Annotated in this window: 24 protein-coding genes and 1 tRNA gene; 12 read left to right on the plus strand and 13 right to left on the minus strand. The window is 56.6% G+C overall.

Features of this window, described 5'->3' with window-relative positions; all coding sequences use genetic code 11:
- Window positions 1-29: 29 nt before the first annotated feature.
- From ACNQFG_RS00510 to ACNQFG_RS00530, 5 genes are all read right to left on the minus strand, one after another.
- A complete protein-coding gene (locus tag ACNQFG_RS00510; protein ID WP_423405619.1) occupies window positions 30-962 on the minus strand; it encodes an ROK family protein in 933 nt (310 codons plus the stop codon).
- 287 nt (window positions 963-1249) lie between these two features.
- The gene (locus tag ACNQFG_RS00515) at window positions 1250-2836 is read right to left on the minus strand and encodes a mannitol dehydrogenase family protein (RefSeq protein WP_423405620.1); all 1587 of its coding nucleotides are present in this window, start codon (window positions 2834-2836) and stop codon (window positions 1250-1252) included.
- A gap of 5 nt (window positions 2837-2841) precedes the next feature.
- Entirely contained in the window at window positions 2842-3942 is a 1101-nt protein-coding gene (uxuA, locus tag ACNQFG_RS00520; RefSeq protein WP_005937183.1) for a mannonate dehydratase, read from the minus strand.
- Window positions 3943-4223: 281 nt separating this feature from the next.
- The gene (locus ACNQFG_RS00525) at window positions 4224-4898 is read right to left on the minus strand and encodes a GntR family transcriptional regulator (protein ID WP_423405621.1); all 675 of its coding nucleotides are present in this window, start codon (window positions 4896-4898) and stop codon (window positions 4224-4226) included.
- Window positions 4899-5032: 134 nt separating this feature from the next.
- Window positions 5033-5677 (minus strand): phosphatase PAP2 family protein, encoded by a 645-nt coding sequence (locus ACNQFG_RS00530; protein ID WP_423405622.1) that lies wholly within the window; start codon window positions 5675-5677, stop codon window positions 5033-5035.
- A gap of 194 nt (window positions 5678-5871) precedes the next feature.
- On the opposite strand from ACNQFG_RS00530, the gene ACNQFG_RS00535 reads away from it, so the two are divergent.
- The 5 genes from ACNQFG_RS00535 (at window position 5872) to ACNQFG_RS00555 (ending at window position 10774) form a co-directional block, all read left to right on the plus strand.
- Entirely contained in the window at window positions 5872-6777 is a 906-nt protein-coding gene (locus tag ACNQFG_RS00535) for an HAD-IIB family hydrolase (protein WP_423405623.1), read from the plus strand.
- A 176-nt stretch (window positions 6778-6953) separates the two neighbouring features.
- On the plus strand, window positions 6954-7916 hold the full coding sequence (gene eda / locus ACNQFG_RS00540) for a bifunctional 4-hydroxy-2-oxoglutarate aldolase/2-dehydro-3-deoxy-phosphogluconate aldolase (RefSeq protein ID WP_423405624.1): 963 nt from the start codon (window positions 6954-6956) through the stop codon (window positions 7914-7916).
- Between the two features lie 93 nt (window positions 7917-8009).
- The gene (locus tag ACNQFG_RS00545; RefSeq protein ID WP_423405625.1) at window positions 8010-9035 is read left to right on the plus strand and encodes a PfkB family carbohydrate kinase; all 1026 of its coding nucleotides are present in this window, start codon (window positions 8010-8012) and stop codon (window positions 9033-9035) included.
- A gap of 19 nt (window positions 9036-9054) precedes the next feature.
- The gene (gene kduI, locus ACNQFG_RS00550) at window positions 9055-9903 is read left to right on the plus strand and encodes a 5-dehydro-4-deoxy-D-glucuronate isomerase (protein WP_005944042.1); all 849 of its coding nucleotides are present in this window, start codon (window positions 9055-9057) and stop codon (window positions 9901-9903) included.
- Window positions 9904-9973: 70 nt separating this feature from the next.
- On the plus strand, window positions 9974-10774 hold the full coding sequence (locus ACNQFG_RS00555) for a gluconate 5-dehydrogenase (RefSeq protein WP_423405626.1): 801 nt from the start codon (window positions 9974-9976) through the stop codon (window positions 10772-10774).
- Between the two features lie 101 nt (window positions 10775-10875).
- On the opposite strand, the gene ACNQFG_RS00560 is transcribed toward ACNQFG_RS00555, so the two are convergent.
- Window positions 10876-11961: a hypothetical protein gene (locus ACNQFG_RS00560; RefSeq protein WP_423405627.1), complete on the minus strand. Its 1086-nt coding sequence runs from the start codon at window positions 11959-11961 to the stop codon at window positions 10876-10878.
- 260 nt (window positions 11962-12221) lie between these two features.
- Between ACNQFG_RS00560 and ACNQFG_RS00565 the strand changes: the two genes are divergently transcribed.
- Complete coding sequence (locus ACNQFG_RS00565; protein WP_423405628.1) at window positions 12222-12698, plus strand: cytochrome C; 477 nt, start codon at window positions 12222-12224, stop codon at window positions 12696-12698.
- Window positions 12699-12902: 204 nt separating this feature from the next.
- On the opposite strand, the gene ACNQFG_RS00570 is transcribed toward ACNQFG_RS00565, so the two are convergent.
- The 4 genes from ACNQFG_RS00570 to ACNQFG_RS00585 all read right to left on the minus strand — a co-directional run bounded on the left by ACNQFG_RS00570 (window position 12903) and on the right by ACNQFG_RS00585 (window position 17228).
- Window positions 12903-13784, minus strand: coding sequence for an aldose epimerase (locus ACNQFG_RS00570; protein WP_423405629.1), 882 nt, complete (start codon window positions 13782-13784; stop codon window positions 12903-12905).
- Entirely contained in the window at window positions 13781-13942 is a 162-nt protein-coding gene (locus ACNQFG_RS00575) for a hypothetical protein (RefSeq protein WP_172678628.1), read from the minus strand. Before ACNQFG_RS00575 ends, ACNQFG_RS00570 begins: the two co-directional genes overlap by 4 nt.
- Window positions 13943-14014: 72 nt before the next feature.
- Window positions 14015-15505: a UxaA family hydrolase gene (locus ACNQFG_RS00580; protein ID WP_423405630.1), complete on the minus strand. Its 1491-nt coding sequence runs from the start codon at window positions 15503-15505 to the stop codon at window positions 14015-14017.
- Window positions 15506-15713: 208 nt separating this feature from the next.
- A complete protein-coding gene (locus ACNQFG_RS00585; RefSeq protein ID WP_005944147.1) occupies window positions 15714-17228 on the minus strand; it encodes a tagaturonate reductase in 1515 nt (504 codons plus the stop codon).
- Between the two features lie 328 nt (window positions 17229-17556).
- On the opposite strand from ACNQFG_RS00585, the gene uxaC reads away from it, so the two are divergent.
- From uxaC to ACNQFG_RS00615, 6 genes are all read left to right on the plus strand, one after another.
- Window positions 17557-18990 carry a glucuronate isomerase gene (uxaC, locus tag ACNQFG_RS00590; protein WP_423405631.1) on the plus strand — a complete coding sequence of 478 codons (1434 nt, stop codon included), beginning with the start codon at window positions 17557-17559 and terminating at the stop codon, window positions 18988-18990.
- 273 nt (window positions 18991-19263) lie between these two features.
- Window positions 19264-19339: transfer RNA gene (locus ACNQFG_RS00595), tRNA-Val, on the plus strand.
- 439 nt (window positions 19340-19778) lie between these two features.
- Window positions 19779-19931, plus strand: a complete 153-nt coding sequence (locus tag ACNQFG_RS00600; protein ID WP_179860395.1) for a hypothetical protein — start codon at window positions 19779-19781, stop codon at window positions 19929-19931.
- A gap of 273 nt (window positions 19932-20204) precedes the next feature.
- Window positions 20205-21686: a recombinase family protein gene (locus ACNQFG_RS00605; protein ID WP_423405632.1), complete on the plus strand. Its 1482-nt coding sequence runs from the start codon at window positions 20205-20207 to the stop codon at window positions 21684-21686.
- A gap of 303 nt (window positions 21687-21989) precedes the next feature.
- On the plus strand, window positions 21990-22466 hold the full coding sequence (locus tag ACNQFG_RS00610; RefSeq protein WP_423405633.1) for an NUDIX hydrolase: 477 nt from the start codon (window positions 21990-21992) through the stop codon (window positions 22464-22466).
- Window positions 22467-22631: 165 nt separating this feature from the next.
- Window positions 22632-23396, plus strand: coding sequence for a nucleoside phosphorylase (locus ACNQFG_RS00615; protein ID WP_423405634.1), 765 nt, complete (start codon window positions 22632-22634; stop codon window positions 23394-23396).
- Window positions 23397-23595: 199 nt separating this feature from the next.
- Here ACNQFG_RS00615 and ACNQFG_RS00620 read toward each other — a convergent pair whose 3' ends face one another.
- The 3 genes from ACNQFG_RS00620 to rny form a co-directional block, all read right to left on the minus strand.
- On the minus strand, window positions 23596-23802 hold the full coding sequence (locus tag ACNQFG_RS00620; RefSeq protein WP_423406528.1) for a hypothetical protein: 207 nt from the start codon (window positions 23800-23802) through the stop codon (window positions 23596-23598).
- A complete protein-coding gene (locus ACNQFG_RS00625; RefSeq protein ID WP_423405635.1) occupies window positions 23711-24403 on the minus strand; it encodes an ABC transporter substrate-binding protein in 693 nt (230 codons plus the stop codon). The genes ACNQFG_RS00620 and ACNQFG_RS00625 overlap by 92 nt, the downstream gene beginning before the upstream one ends.
- Window positions 24404-24658: 255 nt before the next feature.
- Window positions 24659-26236 carry a ribonuclease Y gene (rny, locus tag ACNQFG_RS00630; protein ID WP_423405636.1) on the minus strand — a complete coding sequence of 526 codons (1578 nt, stop codon included), beginning with the start codon at window positions 26234-26236 and terminating at the stop codon, window positions 24659-24661.
- Between the last annotated feature and the right edge of the window lie 86 nt (window positions 26237-26322).

Below are 26322 nucleotides of genomic sequence, written 5' to 3' on the forward strand. Positions count from 1 at the left end.
ACCATCGAAAAACAGCTGCTCTAGGCACTTTATTTCTGCGGGTAAAATGCGTTGAGGTAGCTGACCAGCGCACCGATCTGGTTGGCTTCGTTGTGGAACGCGCAGGGCACGATCTCCGGCCGGGGCAGGCTGCGGGCCTGCTCCTCGCCGAAGGGATGGCCCTTCAGGATCTTTTCCTCATACACCCGGTCGAGGGTCTCGATGAGGAGGGGCTGGCCGCTGATGCCGCCGCCGATGGCTACCTTTTCCACATCCAGCAATACGGTCAGGTTGTAGATCTGCACGGCCACCATCTTGCAGAACCGTTCCAGCACTTCCAGCGCTTCCGGCTCGGCGGCATTGGCGGCATCAAAAAAGAGTTTACCGTTCATGGGGGCATCGGCGGGCAGCTGCCTGCGCACCCGGTAGGCATCCAGCAGCGCGGAGGTGCTGCACTGGCAGGCCATCGACTTTTTGCCGTCGCTCCAGGCGTCGGCGTTGGTGTTCACAAAGCTGTACTCTCCGGCGGTAAAGTGCACGCCGCGCACCAGCTGGCCATTGATGATGATGCCGCCGCCCACGCCGGTGCCGATGATAAACACTGCCGCATTGCAGCAGCCCTGCAAGGCACCGGCCCGCAGCTCTGCAATGGCTGCAGCCTTGCCGTCGTTTTCGATCCAGACCTTGCAGCCGCAGAGCTCGGCTAGGCGTGGGCCCACCGGGGTGCCGATGTTATAGATGATGGAGGGCGCACCGCCGCCCCGGACCACACCGTGCTCGGCGTCGATGAAGCCGGGCAGGCTCAGTGCGATGCCGTCCACCTCGTCCCTGTGGGGGCGGTAGAGCTGCGCCAACGTTTCGAGAAAGTGCGGCTGGCTGTCGCTGGGCGTCGGGATGCTGCCGGACTCGTACCGGTTCATCGCATCGTCCATGACCGAGTATTTGATCTCGGTGCCGCCCACGTCAAAGATCATGACCTTCATGCTGGTTTCCTCCCGGTTCCGTTTTTTCTTATTATGGCAAAAAATCGGCTATAAGTAAAGGCATTTGCCGGAAATTCCACCCTCTCCGTCAACGCTGCCGCGCTGCCACCTCTCCCGAAGGGCGAGGTTTTGCCGCAGCGGCAACATATACAGCATAAAAGCTCCCCCTTCGGGGGAGCTGGCGAGCGTAAGCGAGACTGAGAGGGTATAAAAAATCCCACGCTGCGGCAAAGCAAAGCGCAGCGTGGGTGCGAAGATAGCTTAACTTAAAAAGAGGATGTCAGCGCTCAGCGGGCGACGACGTACTTGTGCAGGGTCTTGCGCACAGCGCCGGGGCCTGCAAACAGCTCCTTGGCCATTGCCTCGATCTTCTCGCCCAGACCAACGGCGTACAGATCCACGCCGAACACGTCAACACGGCTGTACAGCTTCTTCAGGCAGCTGAAGTCCTGCTCGCCTTCCTTGACCTCCAGCGGAGCAACGATGGCCTGCAGCTCAGCCAGCAGCGGATCAGTGGAAGGCTCAAAAGCCTGACCGTTGTCATCGATGCCCTTCAGGTAGCGGGCGTAGCCTGCCAGCACCAGCGGGATCAGGATCAGGTTGCTCTTGTCCAGACCGCGTGCCTCGTAGGCCTTGATGGTCTCACCAAAGCGGATGGCCAGCTTCTGGGAGGTATCGGTAGCGATACGCTGGGGAGCATCCGGCATGAAGGGGTTGGGCAGACGGCGGTTGATGACAGCGCCGATGAACTCATAGGGGTTCAGCACGCCGGGATCAACGACCACAGGCATGGCCTCGATATAGCCGATCTTCTGGATGAAGGCACGCAGGTCTTCATCGGCCATCTCGGCGGAGATGAGGGTGTAACCCAGCATGCAGCCATAGATGGACATGGCAGTGTGCAGCGGGTTCAGGCAGGTGCAGACCTTCATCTTCTCGATCTTGTCCACGGTCTCGCGGTCGCAGTACAGCACACCGCCCAGCTCCAGCGGAGGACGGCCATTGGTGTAGTGATCCTCGATGCACAGGTACTGGGTCTCTTCGGCGTTGACGAAGGGAGCAGTGAAGGTGTGCTTCTCGGTGACGATGGTGTAGTTATCCTCAAAGCCGTCGTCGGCCAGCATCTGCTGGACCTTGGCATCCGGGCGCGGGGTGATCTTGTCGATCATGCTCCACGGGAAGGTGATCTTGGTCTCGTCCTGCACATAGGCCAGGAACTCGGCGGGCACCAGACCCTGCTCCACCCACTTGGCAGCATAGGCGTGGACAGCGTTCTTGACCTTATCGCCGTTGTGGGAGCAGTTATCCATGCTCTGGACGGTCAGGGGCAGCTTGCCGGCCTTGAAGCGCTCGTACAGCAGAGCAGTGACCTTGCCCATGGCCAGCACGGGGGTCAGGCCGCGCTCCAGATCAGCAGGAGCAACGCCGTAGCCCTTCTCAGTGATGGTGAAGGAGATCATCTGCAGGCTGGGGTTCTGGAAGATCTCCACCAGACGTGCCCAGTCCTCGCCGAAGGAGTAGTCAGCCTTCAGGCTCTCGGTAACGGAAGCCACCACCTTCTTCTCGATCTCGCCGGTGGACTTCAGGCAGACCAGCAGGCTCATATTGTCGTAGGGACGATAAGCCTTGTCGATGATCTCGTAGTCAAAGCTCTCGGCCACGATGACACCGCGGTCATACTTGCCGGTGTTCAGCGCATCGTTCAGGATGGCAGCCGGGAACGCACGGAAGATATTGCCTGCGCCGAAGTGCACCCAGGTGGGTTCGGCGTGGGTCTTGGCCTTGACAGCCTCGATATCGAATTTGGGCAGCTCATAACCCTTCTCTGCCCACTCGGCGGACAGCTTGCCGTTTTTGATCTCAGACAGCTTCATATTTATCAGCCCTTCTTTTTCTCTTCATCCAGACGATCCAGCAGATCCCAGACACCCAGCATGTACTGAACGCCCAGAGCACGGTCATACTTGCCGTAACCGGGGCGGCAGTTGCCGGGGCCTTCCTCCCACAGCTGACGGCCGTGGTCGGGACGGATGTAGCCTTCAAAGCCGCAGTCATGGTAAGCACGCAGCACCTCGATGATGCCGGTCTCGCCGCAGCAGTCGCGGTGAGCAGCCTCGGAGAAGTCACCATTGGGGAAGTGGTGGATGTTGCGGATGTGACCAAAGGCAATGCGGTCGCAGTGCTTGCGCACGATCTCGGCACAGTTGTTGTTGGGGTTTGCGTTCAGGCTGCCGGTGCACAGGGTCAGGCAGTTGTACGGATCATCCACCATGCTCAGGAAGCGGTCGATGCTCTGGGCATCCACCAGCAGACGGGGCAGGCCGAAGATATCCCAAGGGGGATCATCCTGATGGATAGCCATTTTGATGCCGCACTCATGGCAGGTGGGCATCAGTGCTTCCAGGAAGTACTTCAGGTTTTCCCACAGCTTTTCCTTGGTGACAGGGGCGTAAGCCTTGAACAGCTCGTCCAGCTTTGCCATGCGCTCCGGCTCCCAGCCGGGGAAGGTCATGTTATACTTCTCGGTGAAGGACATGATGTACTCAGCCATAGCCTTGTAATCGCCCTTGATTTTGTCCTTCTCGTAGAACAGTGCAGTGGAGCCGTCGCCCACGGGGTGGAACAGATCGGTACGGGTCCAGTCGAACACCGGCATGAAGTTGTAGCAGATGACCTTGACACCGAACTTGGACAGATTGCGGATGCACTGCTTGTAGTTCTCGATGTACTTGTCGCGGGTGGGCAGGCCGATCTTGATGTCATCGTGGACGTTGACCGACTCGACCACGTCCATGTCGAAGCCGTAGGCGTGGATCTGATCAGCTACCTTCTGGATCTCGTCGATCTCCCAGATCTCGCCGGGCATCTTGTCGTGCAACGCCCAGACGATGCTGGTCACGCCGGGGATCTGCTTGATGTCGCTCAGGCTGATGGGATCGTTGCCCTCGCCATACCAGCGCCAACCCATTTTCATAGGCATAGGGGTTTCCTCCTTATGTTGCTTTGCTTTTTCGTCCGCAGCAACCGCTGCGGCACGTCTCTGCATATATTCTAATATATCAGTTCCAACTTGGCAATTGACGTTTTGACATTTTTCAGAGTTTTTTCTTGTATACTTTAGACAAAAAGACGACCACACAAAGGATTTTCCCCTTTTTGCGGCCGTCAAATACACGATTTTCTTGCTATTTTTTTGTCAATATCGGCAATTTCCAGTTTCTCTCACCGCCGGGCTTGCAAACAGCGGAGCAGGCGGGACATTTACCCTTCAATAAAGTAATCCGGATGGATGGCTCTGGCCTGTTCCACCGAGAGCTTATAGCGGTTCAGGTGCTCGTGCAAGGCGCGGCCGACATCGTCCTCGCTGCCGTGGAGGACGGCCTCCAGAATGCGGGTATGGGCCCCACAGACGGATTTGTTCTCGTCGGTCTGCAAGCTGAACTTGCGCAGCCGCTCGATGTGCTGGAAGGTGGACAGCATGTGGTCGTAGTGAGCTTCCATGCCGCACAGCTCGAACGCGCGGCGGTGGAAGGCGTTGTCAAGTTCCAGCATCCGGGTCTCGCGGTTCTCGGCGCCGGAGTCGCTCTCCAGCACACGGTACTGCTCAATGAGCAGGCGGTAAGCCCGCTCCTGCTCACCGGTCAGCCGCCCGCGGATGTGGTTCAGGATCTCTTTTTCCAGTGTATAGCGGGCAAACTGCTCCATCTCCATCAACTTCAGGTTGATGGGTGCCACATGGGTGCCGCTCTGCGGTTTGATGTCCACCATGCGGGCCAGATTGAGCATCAGCAAAGCCTCCCGCATGGGCGTGCGGCTGATGCCCATCTCCTGCGCCAGTGCATGGTCATTGAGCTCATCGCCGGGCTTGAGTTCCATTGTAATGATACGGCTGCGGATGGTCTCGTATGCAGCCTCCCGTGCACTCCGTACTGCCATCGTAACGTTCTCCTTCTATCCACCAAAACAATTCCGGTCGCTCTTTGATATATTAGTGAAAGACCAGTTTTATTTTACCCCCGAAGCGCACCATGCGTCAAGGGGATTTGGACATAAAATGCAATTTTTTCTTGTCAAGCCGTTTTCTTCGTCTTTTTAGCATAAAGGACCGGCACCCAGACGGCCACCAGCGCCAGACCGCACACCACATCAATGATGGAGTGCTGCTTGGTGAACACGGTGGACGCACAGATCAGTGCAGCCCACACCCAGGCCAGAATTTTCAGGGCCGGGCGCTCCTTTGCCAGCTTGCTGTGGCTGAACGCCAGTGCCATGCAGGCCGAGCTTTGGCAATGGATGGACGGGCACACATTGACCGAGGCATCCGCCCTCCAGATCAGCTGCATGATGCTCATTGCAATGTTGCTGCGGCCCACCGCATCCACTGTGGGGCGGATATCCAGACCGTTGGGCAGCAGCATGTACAGGATCAGGCAGAAGGTCATGCCGGAAAACATGGTCAGGCAGAGCTTATCGTAGCTTTGGGTGTCGCACCACCACAGCAGGGCCGTCACACCAGCCAGCAGCACAAACCAGCTGCAATACGGAAAGATGAACCACTCATTGAAGGGGATGAAGTCGTCGATGGGGCTGTGAATGATGTACTTCGGGTCGGTGATGGTCAGATCCAGCCAGAAGAACCAGATCAGATACACCACCCAATATGCCTGAAACCACAGATGCGGCTTCATGCGGGAGCGCAGCGAGCGTGTATTCATGTATTTTCTCCTATAATTTTGATTCCGCAACGACCTATTTTATCATAATGCGCCGTATTGCGCAAATGGAATTTTTACGTTAAAATGAAAAAGATCATGTTCTACTCTATACAGCCTCTCCGTCATTGCTACGCAATGCCACCTCTCCCTGTAGGAGAGGTCGTACGAAGGAAAAGCGAACCAAAGGAGCCTTTATGTCAAACACCACTTCTCCCCGCCTCGTGGCCCTTGACCTCGACGGCACCCTTCTGAACCATCAGGGGCAGGTCACGCCCCGCACCCGGCAGGCCATCGCGGAGGCAGTCGCCCGCGGCATCGTGGTCCTGCCCGCCACCGGGCGGCCGCTGTCCAATCTTCCGCCGGTCGTGGCCCAGCTGCCCGGCATCCGGTATGCCATCACCTCCAACGGTGCCGCCGTGTGGGACCTGGGCACCGACCCCATGCGCGCCGTCTACAGCCGCTACTGCAATGCTGCCGAACACCACACCACCGAGCCGGTCTCCCTCATCGCGCGGCCCATGCCGGTGGAGCTGGCGCGGGAGGCCTTTGCACTTTATATGGAATACCCCGGCGCGATGAGCGTCTTCTGCGATGGCCGCACCTACCGCGACACCGTCGCCATGGAGCGGTTCGCCCGCCGGAACGCCCGGCGCGGCTCCACCGAGGCCCGCCAGCCCAACGACGGCCGGTTCACGGTCGTGCGGGACCTCACCGAGTGGATGAGCCGCCATGCCCACGAGGTGGAGAAGTTCTGCATGTTCTTCGATACAGCGGAGCAGGCGCAGGCCGCCCTCCCCCACTTCCGGGCCCTTGCTGGGGCCGAGGTCGTGCAGGGTTCATCGGACAACATCGAGCTCACGGCGCAGGGGGTGGACAAGGGCACGGCCCTGCTGGCTCTGGCCGACCTGCTGGGCATCCCCCACGAGAATACCCTTGCCGTGGGCGACAGCGAGAACGACCGCGCCATGCTGGAAAAGGCAGGGATCGCCGCTGTTATGGCCAACGGAATGCCCCACATCCAGGCTCTGGCCGACCTTGTGAGCACGAACGACTGCGACCACGACGGCGTGGCCGAGCTGTTTGAGCGGCTGGGGCTGTGAGCGTTCGGCATTTTTGTGCAATGTATACAAGCTCTTATGCAAAACATTGTGCTTGTTGAGCATTACCAAAACCCCCGCTGTCGTTTATACTAATATTACGAGCGTATGGTGGGGCAGAGTGTGCCCAAACGGGCCAAGGCCCCGCCCCCAGAGTTAAATTAAAAGGAGAATGCGTTATGAATCCCATCGTAGAAAAGGTCTATCAGATCGGCATTATCCCTGTTATCGCTTTTAACAGCGTTGATGAAGCCCTGCCCCTGTGCAAGGCTCTGGCTGACGGCGGTCTGCCCGCAGCTGAGGTCACCTTCCGTACCGCATGCGCTGAAGAGTGCATCCGCAAGATCCACGAGGAGATGCCCGAGATGCTGCTGGGCGCAGGCACTGTCCTGACCACCGAGCAGGCTGACCGTGCAATGGCAGCTGGTGCTTCCTTCATCGTTGCTCCCGGCTTCGACCCCGAAGTCTGCAAGCACGTTATCGACAAGGGCGGCATCATGATGCCCGGCACCTGCTCTGCAGGCGAGATGCAGCAGGCTATGAACATGGGCTGCGAGGCCCTGAAGTTCTTCCCCGCTGAGGCAAACGGCGGTGTCGGCATGCTGAAGAACATCGGCGCTGCCCTGAAGAGCGCACGCTGGATGTGCACCGGCGGTGTCAACGCAAAGAACGTCAACGACTATCTGGGCTACGACCAGATCTTTGCTGTCGGCGGCACCTGGATGTGCAAGAGCGACGTGATCAAGGCTCACGACTGGGCTAAGATCACCGCTCAGAGCAAGGAAGCAGTTGACACCATGCTGGGTCTGAAGCTGATGCACGTCGGCATCAACACCGAGAACGAGGAAGAGGCCATGAAGATGGCAAACCTCATCGGCAGCCTGCTGAACATGAAGGTCGCTCCCGGCAATTCCAGCATCTTTGTCGGCAACAAGGAGTTCGAGATCATGAAGAAGGTCGGCCGCGGCACCAATGGCCACATCGCCATCGGCTGCAATAACGTGGATCGTGCCATCTATCACCTGTCTCAGCGCGGTGTCAAGTTCGATCTGGACAGCAAGGTCGTGAAGAACGGCAAGACCATCGCCTGCTACTTTGCAGACGAGATCGGCGGCTTCGCATTCCACCTGGTTCAGGCCTGAGCTCCGGCTCCCCTATCCGTGAAAGCCCTGCTGCGCCGGGGATGCCCCGCAGCAGAAGGTCATAAACACCTGTAAATAAAAGGAGAATAACCAATGAAAGTCGTTACTTTTGGCGAACTGATGGTCCGTCTGCAGCCGTTCAACTACGAGCGTTTCGTTCAGGCTAACAGCCTGGAGTTCAGCTTCGGCGGCGGCGAGGCAAACGTTGCTGTTTCTCTGGCCAACTACGGTCTGGACGCAGCTTTCGTCACTAAGCTCCCCGCACACGCAATCGGTCAGGCCGCTGTCAACAGCCTGCGCCGTTACGGCGTTGACACCAGCATGATCACCCGCGGCGGCGATCGCGTTGGCATCTACTACAACGAGAAGGGTGCTTCTCAGCGTGGTTCCGTCTGCATCTACGACCGTGCCAACAGTGCCATCCAGCTGGCTCAGCCCTCCGACTTTGATTGGGATAAGATTTTCGAGGGCGTGGACTGGTTCCACTTCACCGGCATCACCCCGGCTCTGGGCGAGAATGTCGTCGAGATCTGCCGCGAGGCCTGCAAGGCTGCTAAGGCTCACGGCGTGAAGATCAGCTGCGACCTGAACTACCGCGGCAAGCTGTGGACCCGTGAGCAGGCCCGCGCTGCCATGACCGATCTGTGCCAGTATGTTGACGTGTGCATCTCCAACGAGGAGGACGCAAAGGACGTGTTCGGCATCGAGGCCGAGGCTACCGATATCTACGGCGGCAAGCTGAATGCCGAGGGCTACAAGAGCGTTGCAAAGCAGCTGGCTGACAAGTTCCACTTCGAGAAGGTCGCTATCACCCTGCGTGAGAGCCACAACGCTTCCGAGAACGGCTGGAGCGCTATGCTGTACGATGTTGCTTCCAATGAGTACTGCTTCTCCAAGAAGTACGAGCTGAAGATCATCGACCGCGTTGGCGGTGGTGACTCCTTCGGCGGCGGCCTGATCTACAGCCTGCTGACCGGCAAGAGCACTCAGGATGCTGTTGAGTTCGCTGTTGCTGCTTCTGCTCTGAAGCACACCATCGAGGGCGACTACAACATGATGACCGTGTCCGAGGTCGAGAAGCTGGCTGGCGGCGACGGTTCCGGCCGTATCCAGCGCTAATTGCAGGAAGGAGTCCAGAATGGATATCCGCTACTCCTGCAACCAGAAGGATTTCAAGCGCTATACCACTGAGGAAATGCGGGACGAAATGCTCATCACCGGCCTGTACAAGGCCGATGAGGTCGTTGCTGTGTACAGCCATGTGGACCGTATGGTCACGCTGGGCTGCATGCCGGTGCACGAGACCGTGTCCATCGACAAGGGCATCGATGTGTGGGCAAACTTCGGCACCCACTACTTTCTGGAGCGCCGCGAGATCGGCATGTTCAACATCGGCAAGGATTCCACCGGCATCGTGGTGGCCGACGGCGTGAAGTACGAGCTGGGCTACAAGGACTGCCTGTACATCACCAAGGGCACCAAGGAAGTCACCTTTGCTTCCGCCGACCCGGAGCATCCCGCCAAGTTCTACATGGTATCCGCTCCCGCACATTGCTCTTACGAGACCCGCCTGATCAAGATGGCTGATGCAAATCACCGTCCTCTGGGCAGCGTCGAGACCTGCAACAAGCGTACCATCAATCAGTTCATCCACCCGGATGTGCTGAAGACCTGCCAGCTCAGCATGGGTATGACCGAACTGGAATCCGGTTCCAACTGGAACACGATGCCCAGCCACACCCACGAGCGGCGCATGGAAATTTATACCTACTTTGAACTGCCCGAGGGGCAGGTGGTGTTCCACATGTGCGGCGAGCCTACCCAGACCCGCCACATCGTGATGCACAACGAGGATGCTGTCATCAGCCCTTCTTGGAGCATTCACAGCGGCGTAGGCACCTCGAACTATACGTTTATCTGGGCAATGGGCGGCGAGAACATGGAGTTTGACGACATGGACAACATCGCTACCACTGACCTGCGCTAAAAAAATACCAACAAGCCCCGTACCGCTCAACCGGCACGGGGCTTGTTGCAAAAACGGAGGTAATATATCAATGGACCTGTCTGCATTTGATCTGAAGGGTAAGGTCGCCCTCATCACCGGCGGTGCCCACGGCATCGGCTTTTCCATCGCCGAAGGCATGGCCAAGTGCGGTGCCGCCATCTGCTTCAACTGCTCCAACGAGGGCAGCCTGGAAAAGGGCATTGCCGCCTACAAGGAGGCCGGTGTTGAGGCACACGGCTATGTGGCAGATGTGTCCGACGAGGACGCCGTGAACGCCATGGTTGCAAAGATCAAGGCCGAGGTGGGCCCTGTGGACATTCTGGTAAACAATGCCGGCCTGATGAAGCGCGTGCCCATGATCGAGATGAGCCACGCCGACTTTATGCGGGTCATCGACGTGCATGTAGGCGGTGCCTTCAACTGCTCCAAGGCCGTTCTGCCGGACATGATGGAAAAGCGCGAGGGCAAGATCATCAACATCTGCTCCATGATGAGCGAGCTGGGCCGTGAGACCGTCTCCGCCTACGCTGCCGCCAAGGGTGCCCTGAAGATGCTCACCAAGAACATCGCTTCTGAGTACGGCGAGTACAACATCCAGTGCAACGGCATGGGCCCCGGCTACATTGCCACCGCCCAGACCGCACCTCTGCGCGAGATCCAGCCGGACGGCAGCCGCCATCCCTTCGACCAGTTCATCGCCGCCAAGACCCCCGCAGGCCGCTGGGGCGAGCCGGACGACATGGTGGGCCCCTGCGTGTTCCTTGCAAGCCACGCTTCCGACTTTGTGAACGGCCAGATCCTGTACGCCGACGGCGGCATTCTGGCTTACATCGGCAAGCAGCCTAAGTAAGTTCCGCGAACACTTCAAAGCCCCCTGCGTGACCAGATCATTTGGTCATGCAGGGGGCTTGTTTTTTGATTGCCCGTATTTTGTCTGGCCATGCCGGGCGATCATCCCAGCTTATAGATCATCCGACGCCAGAACTCGTTGATGCTTCGGTTGGTGGGGTCCTGCAGCCATTCAATGCCGAGGGCCTGCAGCTCCTTGCTGTGGTCCGCAGCAGGAGTGTAGGAGATATCCAGCCCGCGCAGGTTGGGCGAACCGGCGGCGATGCGCTTGCACAGGTCGGCGGTGAGGTCCAGATGGTTCATCAGGTCCAGATACTTCAGGTCCGGCATCCGGGTCAACGGCTCGTAATCCAGACCCTTGCAGGTCTTCTCGTCGCCCACGCCAAGGCCCATGTCCAGGAACTCAATGTGTGTGCGGGTCAAGGGGTCCAGGCTGGGGTACGTGGTGCCGGTTCCGATGCTCAGATACCGCAGTTTGGGCAGTGTCGTCAGCGGCTCCAGCGAAGCCAGTTCATTCGACGAACTCAGGCCCAGCACCTCCAACTTCTGCAACCCCTCCAAGGGGCTTAGATCAAGCGTTCCACAGTTGGAAAGGGTCAGGCTTTCCAGCTTCGTCAGCGCCGCCAGAGGGGCTAGCGTTGCGGGTTTGGCACCATAGAGCGAGAGCACTTTCAGTCCGGTGCAGGCTTCCAGTCCGGACAGGTCTGTCAGACTGTCGTAAGGCACTTTTGCCGTATAATAGAACACTTGCAGGCTGTCAAAATGTCGCAGATCGTTCAGGCTGGTCAGGTTCTCAAGATTTCCGCCCTCAGCCAGATGTGTCGCATTCTTTGCGCTGTCAGCCGTATTGAAAACGGCACCCTCGGTCGGCTCTGTCCATGCGGCATCCACGCCGTTTGCGCTGATCCGCAGCACCTGAATCTCCCACACGTCGCTGTGCAGGATGTCCCCTTCCGGCTTATTGAGCACGAAGCGGATGTGGGCTTCCATGGCGGGGTCTTCCCATTGGATGACATAATCTTCGCCGTGCTCGACCGTTTGGGATGGGATCTCGACCTGCCGCTCACTCACGACCCATTTCGTCAGGTCGCTGCGTCCGTCCGGAAGATTCTGGTTCGGCCTGCCCGTACAGGCACACAGCAGCAATGCCACCGCAAGCACCCAGACGAAAAGTTTTGTCCGCCTCATGGAAACACCTCCTATTCCATCTTTCGCCATTATAATATCATTTTGATATCAACAATGTCAATAGTTTTTTCAAATTTTTGTCAGTGTCTCTTGTCGTGATGCCCAGTTTGTTTCGAGAAACCCTGAGATTTCACATTTTTGTAAAGGATTTTTCCTTGCATTTTTCGTCATTTTCGGTATAATAGTTACTCGTGAGCAACTTTCACACGAAGTTGTCCCATGAAGGAACTTTTCACATTGAACAAGGAGAATCTATCACTATGAAACTGAAAAATGCTGCTGTCGTCGCTGCTGCTCTGGCACTGGCTGTTGGCATGACCGCCTGCGGTTCTTCTGCATCCTCCACCGCCGCTTCCTCTTCTGTGGCTTCTTCTGCTGCCGCTTCTTCCGAGGCTGCAAGCTCTGAGGCTGCAGCCAGCGAATCAGCTGAGCCCGCTGAGTACACTGTGTACAACACCACCGGTTCTACCGTCACCGAGCTGTACCTGTATGTTGCCGGCTCTGAGGACAAGGGCGAGAACCTGGCCGGTGAGGGCCTGGCAGACGGCGAGAACGTCGTTCTGACCCTGCCGGAGGATGCTGACCAGTCCGCTAAGTACGTCCTGGAGTTCACCACCGAGGACGGCCAGACCCAGAGCTTTGAGACCCTGCACTACGAGGTCGCTCCCATCTCCCTGCTGAGTGTGGATGCCGCTGCAGGTGCTACCCCCATCGCTTTCTCTGCTCCGGAGCAGTAATTTCTGCGGCAACGCCGCAAATAAAAAATCCCCCAAAATCGGAAAAGCGTTTGTGCCGAATGGCACACCGCCCGATTCTGGGGGATTTTGTTCTGCTTTGGGATTATTAAGGGCGAGTAGCCCTTAATTCGTGCCTCCCGCGCCTCGAAAGTAGCGGGTGCTTTTCTGGTTCTCTTTTGGCACGCAAAAGAGAACATCGCGTCCTTAGACCTTCTCGATGGTAATGGTCCACTCGCTGGTCATGGCCTCGTCCGGCTCCAGCACTTCGTGCTTGCCTTCCTCATTGACGCTGTTGGCCCAGCCGTTCCACGGCTCCATGCACACAAAGCTCTCGGCATCCTGCTGCCACAGCACGGCGTGGTCGAAGCTGTCGTCGGCATCCACAGTCACCTTGTGGCCGCTGCCGCTGTCGGTGAGGGTCATGGGGAACTGCACGCCGGTCAGCAGGCGCACGCTGTTGTCCGCACCTTCCTTGCGGGTGAGGGTGATCTTTTCCGGGGCAGCGGGCTGCTCGCCCTTGGCGCTCTCGGAACAGGTCTTGCACCGGATGTCAAAATCCACATTCTCCAGCTTGGAAGCCTTGAAGTAGGGGTGGAAGCCGAAGCTGAAGGGCATCGGGACGTCGCCCTCGTTGATGACGGTCATGCTGATGGAAGCGGTGGTGCCGTTCAGGTCGTAGTTCATCAGCACGGTGAAATCGAAGGGATAGAGGAACTTGGTCAGCGGGGTGGACTCCAAAATCAGGGTCACGCCGTCCGGGCCGACGCTCTCCACATCCCATGCGCACAGGTCGGCAAAGCCGTGGTTCTCCATGGGGTATGCCTTGCCGTCAAAGATGTGCACGCCGTTATCCGGCAGGCCGCAGTTGGGGAACAGCACCGGCACGCCGAAGCGGGGGCGGTTGCACTCGGAAAAATTGGGGTGGCGGGTCCAGATGTACTCCTCGCCGTTCAGGGAGAAGCCGGTGATCATGCCGCCGCGCTCCGGGGTGATGGTCAGGGCCGTCTTGGCAGCGGGGTCGGTGATAACGTACTGCTCGTAGCAGGCACCGCCTTCGGTAACATACTGAGTCGTGATCTGATTCATTTCAAGTCCTCCCTATTTTTCTGGCTTTCTGCCAGTTTTTTGAAATAGTAATCAACGCCATACCGGATAAAGTATTTTACAAGCCAAACTGCGCCGTAGATGATCGCTGCATAGACCAGCAGTGTGATCAAGAGCATTCCGGTTGTATTGACTGCCATAATAACACTTCCTTCCTGTATTTCACAAAAAGGCCGCCGTGCGCAAAACAAACGCACAGCAGCCTTTTTTATTTATAGCACGACGCCGTCCTTGAAGATGGAGATCTCGCGGAAGCCGTGCTTCTCGGCCTTGGTCTGCTCACCGCTTGCAACGCGGATGACCAGATCCAGCAGATCCTTTGCAGCCTCGTCGATGGTCTTTTCGCCATCGGCGATCACGCCGGTGTTGAAGTCGATCCAGCCGGATTTCTTCTGGGCCAGCGGGGTGTTGGTGGAGATCTTCAGGGTGGGAGCCGGGGCCGAGAACGGAGTGCCGCGGCCGGTGGAGAACAGGATCAGGTGTGCGCCTGCGGCGGTCATGGCCGTGGCAGAAACCAGATCGTTGCCGGGGCCGTACAGCATGTTCAGGCCCTTGGTGACAACGGGATCACCGTAGCCGATCACGTCCATGATGGGGGCAGTGCCGCCCTTCTGGACGCAGCCGCAGCTCTTGTCTTCCAGCGTGGTGATGCCGCCCTGCTTGTTGCCCGGAGAGGGGTTATCGTAGACCACCTCGTTGTGGCTGATGAAGTAATCCTTGAAGCCGTTGATCATGTGCTCAGCCTTGACAAAGACGTCACGGTTGATGCAGCGATCCATCAGGAAGCCCTCGGCACCGAACATCTCGGGCACCTCGGTCAGCACGGTGGAACCGCCGCGCTGACCCATCATGTCGGAGAAGCGGCCGATGGTGGGGTTGGCGGTGATGCCGGACAGGCCGTCCGAGCCGCCGCACTTCATGCCCACCACCAGATCGGACACGGGGATAGGCTCACGCTTGAACTGCCCGGCATAGACAGCCAGCTCCTTGAGGATATCGCGGGCAGCGGTGAACTCGTCGTCCACCTCCTGACAGGTGAGGAACTTCACACGGTCGTGGTCGTACTCGCCAAGCTCTTCCACGAACTGATCGTGCTGCAGGTTCTCGCAGCCCAGATGCAGCACCAGAACGGCAGCAGCATTGGGGTGGCGCACCAGCGCAGCCAGCAGCTTGCGGGTCTGTGCATGGTCGTGGCCGGTCTGGCTGCAGCCAAAGGGATGGGTGAAGGTGTACAGGCCCTCGATGGAGCCGGTGACCAGATCCTGATTGTCGGCAACGATCTTCTTGGCGATGTCGTTGACGCAGCCCACGGTGGGGATGATCCAGATCTCATTGCGGATGGCGGCACGGCCGTCCTTGCGGCGGAAGCCCATAAAGGTCTCCGGCTCGACCTTGGGCAGGGGAGCCAGATCCGGGGCGGGGTTGTAGCTGTACTCTACCTCACCGGACAGGTTGGTGTGCACGTTGTGGGTGTGCATCCAGCTGCCGGGAGCGGCATCTGCGGTGGCGTGGCCGATGGGAAAGCCGTACTTGATCACGTTCTCACCGTTCTTGATGGGCTTCACGGCCATCTTGTGGCCCTGCGGAATGTCCTCCAGAGCAGTCACAGAAAGACCGTCCACTTCCACCAGCGTGCCCTTGGCAATGGGGTGCAGGGCAACGACCACGTTGTCGATGGGGCTGATATGAATTGCCTGCGGCATAGTAGTTCTCCTTATCGTATCGCACAAAAGGGAATGAACCCTCTCCGTCATCGCCATGCGATGCCACCTCTCCCGAAGGGCGAGGTCTTTGCGATGAAAACTTTACGTTTCCACGTTTCCGCAAAAGCTCCCCCCTCGGGGGAGCTGGACGCGAAGCGGACTGAGAGGGTTCACACCTCAAAGCAATGTTTCTTTTAAACGATCAGGCTTACAGGCAGCTCTTGTAAGCAGCCTCGGCACCCTGAGTGCGGATCATTTCCAGATCAGCCAGAACAGCGGCCTCGAGACCCTCGATCTTAGTCAGATCCTGATCCCACATCTGGGTGTTGGTCAGCACGGCGTTCACCAGCTGAGCAGCGGTGTCGTCCTTGTGTGCATAGTAGAAGTCCAGTGCCCATGCGTCATCCTGGATCTTGTAGGTGTTGCCGGCAGGACGCTTGCAGATCAGGCCGTCGGCGGTGCGCTCCTGAATGTCGCTGGAATAGAAGGCAATGTAGGCTGCCAGAGACATGGTCAGGCACTTGGGCAGCTGTTTCTGCTCCTCGATGTAAGCCAGGAAGGAAGGCATGTTGCGGGCCTTCCACTTGGAGGTGGAGTTCAGGGAGATGCTCATCAGCTCGTGGTTGACGAAGGGGTTGTTGAAGCGGTCCTCAACAGCGGAAGCAAACTCTTCCAGATCCTTCTTGTCCAGCGGCAGGGTGGGGATGATCTCCTCGTGCAGCATCTTGTTCATGAAGCCGCGGATGGTGTCGTTGTGCATGCAGTCACGCACAATGTCGAAGCCGGCCAGATATGCGCCCAGAACGAAGCCGGTGTGTGCACCGTTCAGGATGCGGACCTTGCGCTTCTTGTAGGGGGTAACATCGGGCACGACCATGACGTTCACGCCGGCCTTCTTGAACGGCAGCTTGTCCTCCAGCTCAGCGGGGCCTTCGATGACCCACACGCCGAACACTTCGCCCACGTCCAGAGCGGCATCATGGTAGCCGTTGGCCTCTTCCATGGCAGCCAGTTCCTTGGGATCGCGGATGCGGCCCGGAACGATGCGGTCCACCAGAGTGGAGCAGAAGGTGTTTGCGTTGTTCATCCAGTCGATGAATGCAGGCTCCAGATTCCAATCCTTGGCGTAGTTGTTGCAGCACTTCTGCAGCTCCTTGCCGTTGTTGTCGATCAGTTCGCAGGACAGGATGGCCAGACCCTTGTCAGCAGCGCCGTTGAATGCCTTGTAGCGCTCGAACAGCACGCGGGTCAGCTTTGCGGGGAAGCTGTTGGGAGGAACCTGATCGAACTGGCTGTCACCCTGCGTGTAGGCGATGCCGGCTTCAGTGGTGTTGGAAACGATGGTCTCGAGATCGGCAGAGCGTGCCAGCTCCAGCACTTCGTCCCACTTGCCGTCGATGTAGGGGCACACACAGTCGGACACGCAGGAGATCACGCGCTTTGCATCGACCTTCTGGCCCTTCTCGCTGCCGCGCAGGTACAGGGTGTACAGGCCCTCCTGCTCGTTGATCCAGTCTGCCATCTGGGGGAAGTTGCTGATGGGCTGCACCAGCTTGACCTTGCCGTTGTAGCCGGCCTTCTCGTTTGCGATGTCATAGAAGTAATCCACGAAAGCACGCAGGAAGTTGCCCTCGCCAAACTGCATGACCTTGACGGGTGCATCCTTCAGGATGTAGCCGTTGTAGCCGGTGCCTTCCAGAACCTTGTAGTTCAAAGTTTCCATCTTGTTGATCTCCTTTATAAACTTGCTTTGCTTATCAGAGAGCCTCTTTGTCTGCCCTCTGCTCCTTACCCTATTTTATGCTGTTGTATACAAATAAGTCAAGAGCTTTGTGCAATATTTTTAGCCTTAAGGTGACGATTTGGGGCATTTCCAGCGAAAAGCACAATTGTGTGCTAGAAAATTTGTCACTTTTTCAGTTGTATACATGCGCTTTTTCCGTTATACTAAAGGTAAGACAAACCTGCCCGTGCAGGCGGGCGTCCCGTTGTACACAAGGTTTGACGGATTTTTAACAAAAACCATCAGAGAAAAGGAGTTATATCGACCCATGAAAGCATTTATGGATAAGGAATTCATGCTCCAGTCTCCCACTGCTCAGCATCTGTACCATGACTACGCTGCGGATATGCCTATCTGCGACTACCACTGCCACATTCCTCCCCGTGAGATCTACGAGAACCGCCGCTTTGAGAACATCGCTCAGGTATGGCTGGGCGGCCGCAACCCGGACGGCAGCTACTTTGGCGACCACTACAAGTGGCGCGTGATGCGTTCCAACGGTGTGCCCGAGGAGTACATTACCGGTGATAAGCCCGACCGCGAGCGCTTCCAGAAGTTTGCAGAGGCTCTGCCCATGGCCATCGGCAACCCGATGTACCACTGGACCAACCTCGAGCTGCATGTGTTCTTTGGCTACGACGGCGTGCTGAACGGCGACACCGCTGAGGAAGTGTGGAACCTGTGCAACGACAAGCTGCAGCACGATCCCAAGCTGACCGTCCGCGGCCTGATCGAGCAGTCCAACGTGGCCTTCATCGGCACCACCGATGACCCCATCGATGATCTGTACTGGCACAAGAAGATCAAGGAAGATCCCACCATCAAGTTCACCGTGGCTCCTTCCTTCCGCCCCGATAAGGCCATCAACATCAACAAGCCCGGCTTTGCCGAGTACATGGGCAAGCTGGCCGCTGTTGTGGGCAAGGAAAAGCTGGCCTGCATCGACTGCGTCACCGACGCTCTGACCAAGCGCATCGAGTTCTTTGCCGAGATGGGCTGCCGCGCTTCGGACCACGGTCTGGATTACATCCCCTACCGTGAGGCCACCAAGGAAGAGGTCAACGCCATTTACCAGAAGGTGATGGCCGGCGAGACCTGCACCATCGAAGAGGCTGAGAAGTACCAGACCTACATCCTGATCCATCTGGGCAAGCAGTATCACCGTCTGGGCATCGCCATGCAGATCCACTACAACTGCCTGCGCGGCGTGAACCGCAAGATGAACGCTCTGCTGGGACCCGACACCGGCTTTGATATGATCAACACCGCTACCTGCGGCGGCGAGATCGCAAGCCTGCTGAGCGCCCTGAACGACACCGACGAGTGCCCCAAGACCATCATCTACAGCCTGAACCCCGCCGACGACGCACAGATCGGCACCATTCTGGGCTGCTTCCAGAACAGCGAGGTGCCGGGCAAGATCCAGCACGGCTCCGCATGGTGGTTCAATGACCACAAGATCGGCATGGAAGAGCAGATGACCCGCCTGGCAAGCCTGGGCCTGCTGGGCAACTTCGTTGGCATGCTGACCGACAGCCGCAGCTTCCTGAGCTACACCCGTCATGACTACTTCCGCCGCATCCTGTGCAACATCATCGGCCAGTGGGTCGAGGATGGCGAGTATCCCAACGACGAGAAGGCTCTGGAGAAGATCGTCAAGGGCATCTGCTTCGACAACGCAAAGCGCTACTTCGCCCTGTAAGCCTCTTCCCGCCTGATCTCTCATTTCTGTTTTCCGCCCGGCCGGAGCGCTGCCCGTACAGCCTCCGGCCGGGCTTTTTTGCGCAGCCCGCAGCGCGTTTGGCAAAACGGCTCCCCTCTGCCGCTCTGCATCGGCCAAGTTCCACGCCAGGCCGCAGAAATTTCGGCACCTCCCGCCCCGCTGCAAAAAAGTTTGCAGAAAATTTCAAAAAAGACTTGCTTTTTTGCGGAGAATATGATAACATAATCAAGCCGATTGCGGCACAGCCAATTTGGACGGTTAGCTCAGCTGGTAGAGCATCTGCTTGACGTGCAGGAGGTCACAGGTTCGAGTCCTGTACCGTCCACCATACAGTTCGTACTCGAACCCGATTCTCTATGAGAAAGGGTTTGGGTACGTTTTTTGTTTATCGGAAGTTCTGCGGAAGGACTACACAGAGCATTAAACGAGCAAAGGCAGGGTATCACTATGACGGTGGTATCCTGCCTTTTGTTTTGCGGGATCAAGGTCGCTTTGTGCGAACTTGATCGCCATCTATATGGCGCATTGATGGCAATTGCTGCGTACGTGCGTACCGGGAGCCTGTACACCTCTGGCAAGGTGTAACACACTAGACTTTGTTCCAAAGTCCGTGTGCTAAGGGGTCAAGCCCCTTAGAATCCCTGCGGATCGTGTACGCACGTACGCAGAAAAATGGCAAAATTTCACTATATCGGGGTGTTCTTTCATGGTGGAGTGTGGTATACTCGGCTTAGTTCAACAAATAAGAATTTGAGGAGGAAAAGTAGATGAGAAAATTATTACCAATTTTGCAAATCATAGATTTGGTTTTGTTGTTATTGAGTCTGTATTTTCATAACGATATGCTTTTAATCGTCGCAGCAGTAGTTATAGCTGTTTGCGTTGTTCTTACTTTTAGCAATATGAAAAACAAACGATAACCTCCAGTTTGCCGTACTCGTTCCAGCAGGGTTTGGGGCAGGCACGCCCCAACAAGAACACTTCAAAACGCGGGAGCGTTGCAGAAGTGCAGTCCCGGAAGGGCACAACATTTTCAAGAATTGAAAATTTGTGGCCACGGGACGATTCTTGCTCTCACCTTTTTCGCTGCGTTTCGCAATTTTCACATTTCAATCTGCTCGCAGATTGTTGACAAGCTGCGCTTGACCCGATACTATAAAGGCAAGTCGAATACGCGCCAAGGAGGTGCAACCATGACCGCCGTGATCTACGCCCGCTATTCATCCGACAGCCAGCGTGAAGCGTCCATTGAGGGACAGCTGCGCGACTGCAAGGACTACGCCGAGAAGAACGGCATCACCGTGGTCGGCACCTACATTGACCGTGCCTACTCTGCCAAAACGGATGACCGCCCAGACTTTCAGCGGATGATCAAGGACAGCGGAAAGAAAATCTTCGACGTAGTTCTGGTCTGGAAGCTGGACCGCTTTGCCCGGAACCGATTCGATGCCGTGAACTACAAGTACCAGCTGGAAAAGAACGGTGTCCATCTGGTGTCTGCCATGGAACCCATCTCGCAGGGGCCTGAAGGCATTATGGTGGAGAGTATGCTGATTGGCATGGCGGAATACTATTCCGCCGAACTCGCCCTGAAAGTGGCGCGCGGTGAGCGCGAAAACGCCCTCCAGTGCAAGTACAACGGCGGTGTGGTGCCGCTGGGCTTCACCATTGGCAAGGAGGACAGGCTGTACCATATCGACCCGGAGACGGCTCCCATCGTGCAAGAGATCTTCACCCGGTACGCCGACGGCGAACCGGCTGAGAAGATTGCAGCATCCCTGAATGAGCGCGGCCTGCGTACCCGCACCGGGAAGCCGTTCGTAAAGAACAGCTTCTTCCAAATCTTCCGCAACCGCCGCTACATCGGCGAATACCGCTACAAGGACATTGTGACGCCGGGCGGCATTCCGGCTATTGTTGACCAGGATTTGTTCGACCGGGTGCAGCAGCGTTTCGAGCAGAACAGAATCGCCCACGGTCGGCCTGCAAAAGAGGATGTGAGCTATCTGCTGACCACTAAGCTGTTCTGTGGCAAGTGCGGCACCCTGATGGGTGGCGAAAGCGGCACCAGCCACATGGGAAACACCTACTATTACTACAAGTGCGGCAACGCCAAACGCCACGGCAAGGCGCACTGCGACCTGAAAGCCATCCGCAAGGAGCCGCTGGAACGGTTCGTGGTGGACACCGCCATTAAGGTGATTTTTAGCGATGAAATCATCGAACGGCTGATAGATTTGGTCATGGAAGCCCAGCAGAAGGAGAACACCCGGCTGCCTGTCCTGAAAGACCAGCTCAGGGACACGGAGAAGCGGCTGGCAAACCTTCTGGAAGCCATTGAACAGGGCATCCTGACCCCGACCACCAAGCAGCGGTTGGACGAGCTGGAAGCCCGGAAAGAAGCCCTGAACACCAGCATTCTGGAAGAAGAGCTGAAAAAGCCCGTCCTGACCCGTGAGTGGATTCGGTTCTGGCTTGAAAAATTCCGCAAGGGTGACGTGGGCAGCACGGAACACCAGCGGCAGATCATTGATACCTTTGTCAACTCGGTCTACGTCTTTGATGACCGGGTCGTACTCAATTTCAACTTCACGGATGATGCCAAAACGGTCACCCGTGAGGAAGTGTTGGGTTCGAGTGCTGTGGACAATGCTCCACCAAACAAAAGCCTCTAACGAAAGTTAGGGGCTTTTTTGTTGCGTTTGCCGCTGTCTCATGTCAGAGCAGGACGGTACAGGACTCGAACAGGGCGGCTCTGACGACGCCAGTCGGCAGAGTAAGCAATCAGCCCAGTGGGCTGTTGCTTAGCCCGCGGTTCCCAACGCCTAGGAATGTCTACCAAGAAAGCACGGCCTGCCGGAGTATCTTCCCCCGCCAGTGCAAGCCTGAGCGATGGCACCCTACCTTTTGCTATTTTTCACAGAGTATGATATACTCGGCTTAGTTCAACAAATCGTAATTTGACGGAGGAAAGATGGATGGACATTACTTATGTTTCTAACCGGAAAAAGTTTAATTATAGGGTTTGTGCTATCATTATTTCTAACAACAAAATCCTGGCAATGCACGATGAACGTTCCCCATACTTTTATTTGCCTGGTGGCAGAGTTCAGATGGGAGAAACTGCCGAACACGCAGTTGTTAGAGAAGTAGAGGAAGAACTGAATATCACACCTAAAATTATTCGTCCTTTATGGCTGAACCAAAGTTTTTTCACTGAAGATGTTGATAAGCTGAATTACCATGAAATCTGTATCTATTATCTGATGGACATTTCCGAAACAGGATTATTGGAAAAAGGAGAACGGTTTACACTCCATGAAGGTCACCATATACATGACTTTGAATGGCTTGCATTTGAACGGTTACAGGATGAATATTTCTATCCTATATTTCTGAAAACAAACATTTACAATCTTCCCAAACAATTCACTATCAGGTCAGAATATGAATAATCATGCAACTTCCAGTTTGCCGTACTCGTTCCAGCAGGGTTTGGAGCAGGCACGCCCCAACAAGAAGCTGTCCCAAGGGGCAGAAAATTTTCAAGAATTGAAAATTTGTGGCCACGGGACGATTCTTGTCCTCTACGTTTTCCTGAAAGGATTGAAAGAGCTAAGATGATTCAAAAACACGAACTGCCTATTTTAGAGTACGATTCCAACTCGGAAGAAGTCATAAGGCCAAATCATGGTGCAGAACAGCTGAAACTTCCCGAAAAATGCGTCTATGCCTTTCTTGGAGAAGCAGTTGATGATTATGCTTCCGAGGCAGAAGCCACCGTTGCTGAAACTTTTGAAACCATAACCCGGAACTATCCTGTTTACATCGTAAAGCAGGATGGCATGGAATTTTGCCTTTGCGCTGCCCCGCTGGGCGCACCTGCGGCAGCACAACTGATGGACTTCCTCATCTCCTGCGGTTGTAAGAAAATCATTTCGACTGGTTCTTGCGGTGTTCTGACCGATTTGGCCGAAAACGAATTTCTCATTCCGGTAAAGGCGTTACGAGACGAGGGAACCTCTTATCATTATCTTCCGGCATCCCGCTATATAGAGCTTAACAAAAATATCCGGGATGCCATCGAGCATACTCTTCTTGTGCAGAACATTCCGTTCCAGGAGTGTGTTACATGGACAACGGATGGTTTTTTTCGAGAAACACAAGATATGGTAGAATATCGCAAATCCGAGGGCTGTTCCACAGTTGAAATGGAGTGTGCTGCATTGGCTGCCTGTGCCCAGAAACGTGGTGCAGTCTTTGGCCAGATTCTCTACACTGCCGACTCTCTTGCGAATATTTATGCTCATGATGAGAGAGATTGGGGAAAGGGTTCTTTGCGGAAAGCGCTGGAACTCTGCATCAGCGTTCTTATAAACATGTAACCGGCCATGGTTTCAATCAACAGCAAACAGTATGGCACCAATATAGGGTTTGGGGCAGGCATGCCCCAACAAGAGCACTTCGGAAACTCGCAAGAGTTTGAGAAGTGAACTCTGTGCCCCCAACACCCCTCTCCTCAACAACAAAAACCCAGAACTGCACCGCCGGAGCGGCTTTGCAGTTCTGGGTTTTTTGCTGGTTTTATTTACACCACCGGGCAAATTCCTCGTCGGTGCACTTGACATAGTGGCTGCCCTCCACATGGTGGCTGGTGCCCTTGGAATAGTCGATGCCGGAAGATGCGTAGTCGTAGGTCTCAGCCACGCGGCGTTTTTCCACCACCGGGTTCGGCAGCGGGATGGCCGACAGCAGGCTGCGGGTGTAGGGGTGGATGGGGTTCTCGAAGATCTCTTCGGTGGTACCCGTCTCCAGCAGGTGACCCAGATGCAGCACGCCGATGCGGTCCGAGATCCAGCGCACCGGTCTGGTAGCTCATCAGAGCCTGCTGGCTGTCCTTGATGACCTGATAGTTCAGGCCGTCCAGAGCAATGCGGTCAGCATCGTAGTAGTCGGCGTTCTTCACCAGCGTAAAGGCCGTTGCGGCAGGCTGGTAGTCGGTCAGTTTGAAAGCGCCGTTCGACAGAACGGTGTCGGGGCTGGTGCCGAAGGTATCGGCGCAGGTGTTGTAGAAGGCCTCGTTGACCGGATAGAAGGTGGGGAAATACATCAGGCTCAGGAAGTAGCTGACCGGAACGTTCAGCTCCACCTTCAGGGTCTTGTCGTCCACAGCGGTGATGCCCAGATCGGTGACGGGCTTGCTGCCTGCAATGATCTCGGCGGCGTTGACCACCTGACCGATATCGCTCAGCATGTAGGCATACTCAGATGCGTTTGCGGGGTCAACAGCACGCTGCCAGCCAAACACGAAGTCGGCTGCGGTAACGGCATCGCCATTGGACCACTTTGCATCGCGGCCGAAAGAATCGCTTAATTTTTGTACAATTTTCACTCATGAGCTCATTTCACTTTGAAATAAATACGATTGAAAAAGTATGCTTTTTTCTGTTTTTCTCTATATTATCTGCTGCTTACTTCATTTTATAAACAAACAGCCCGCTTTTCTTTTTTCATGCAAAATGCAGGCTCTTTTCCGGTTTTCATATCATCGTTGTTCTTGCATGGAAGACAGTTGTTCCAGACTTCCGCAGCCGGGGCAGACAAAAGAAGCCCGCTGCAACCATACAGCGGGCTTCGGGAACGGATCTTATTTTGCGTACTCCACAGCGCGGCTCTCGCGGATCACATTGACCTTGATCTGGCCGGGGTAATCCAGCGTGTCCTCGATCTTCTTGGCAATGGAGCGTGCCAGCAGGATCACCTGATCGTCGCTGATGACATCGGGCTTGACCATGATGCGCACTTCGCGGCCTGCCTGCACGGCAAAGGCCTGCTCCACACCCTCGAAGCTGGAAGAGATCTCCTCCAGATTTTCCAGACGCTTGACGTAGCTTTCCACGTTCTCGCGGCGGGCACCCGGGCGTGCAGCGCTGATGGCGTCGGCAGCCTGAATGATGAAGGCCAGCGGGGTCTTGGGTTCCACGTCGCCGTGGTGAGCCTCAATGGCATGGATGATCTGGGTATTTTCCTTATACTTGCGGCAGATGTCCACACCGATCTGCACATGGCTGCCCTCGATCTCGTGATCCAGTGCCTTGCCGATATCATGCAGCAGACCGGCACGGCGTGCCATGGTCACGTTCACACCCATCTCGCCTGCCAGCAGGCCGGCCACCCATGCCACCTCCATGCTGTGGGTCAGGGCGTTCTGGCCAAAGCTGGTGCGGTACTTCAACCGGCCGATCAGCTTGATCAGGTCCGGGTGCAGGCCATGGATGCCCAGCTCCATCACGGCACGCTCGCCCTCGCGCTTCATCTGCAGCTCCAGCTCGTGGCGGCACTTTTCCACCGTCTCCTCGATGCGGGCGGGGTGGATGCGGCCATCACCGATCAGGCGTTCCAGCGTCATGCGGGCCACCTCGCGGCGGGTCTGGTCGAAGGAGGACAGGGTGATGGCCTCCGGGGTATCGTCGATGATCAGGTCCACGCCGGTCGCGGTCTCCAGAGCGCGGATGTTGCGGCCTTCGCGGCCGATGATGCGGCCCTTCATTTCATCGCTGGGCAGCGGCACCACGCTGACGGTGGTCTCGCTGCAGTGGTCGGCAGCGCAGCGGCTGACGGCCTGACCGATCAGGTTGCGTGCGATGTTGTCGCAGTTTTCCTTCAGGTCGGTCTCGTAGGCGGCAACGCGCACGGCCTTTTCGTGGGTCAGCTCCTCGTCCACCTTGTGCAGCAGCACTTCGCGGGCATCCTCCTGACTCAGACCTGCCAGCGTCTCCAGACGCTCCATCTCCTTGGCGCGGATGGCGTCCACCTCCGCCAGATGGGCGTCGGCTTCCTCGTTCTTCTTCTTCAGCTCTTCTTCTTTCTTTTCCAGTACCTCGGTCTTGCGGTCGAGGGCGGTTTCCTTCTGGTCGATGCGGTTCTCCTGACGGCTGATCTCCGCACGGCGCTGCTTGATCTCCTTATCGGCTTCTGCCTTCTGGGCATCCACCTCGGCCTTCAGCTTGAAGGCCTCGTCCTTTGCTTCCAGAACCGCTTCCTTGCGTTTCTGTTCTGCGGTCTTGATCGCTTCGTTCACCAGACGGGTGGCCTCGGCTTCTGCGCTGCCGATCTGGGCTTCGGCGGTCTTTTTACGGTTGTTGTAACCAATAAAATAACCCCCGCCGATGCCGGCAGCAGCTGCGATCACGGCCACGATCAAAACCAATGCGATCGTGGGCATCGTGTTCACTCTCCTTAACGTTAAAGTTCAAATTCAACGAAATGCTGGAGACGCTGCCAGGCAAGGCGTGGGCAACAAGACAAAAT

Origin of the sequence: Faecalibacterium prausnitzii, assembly GCF_049532945.1 — a bacterium.
In the GTDB taxonomy this organism is placed as follows: domain Bacteria; phylum Bacillota; class Clostridia; order Oscillospirales; family Ruminococcaceae; genus Faecalibacterium; species Faecalibacterium prausnitzii_N.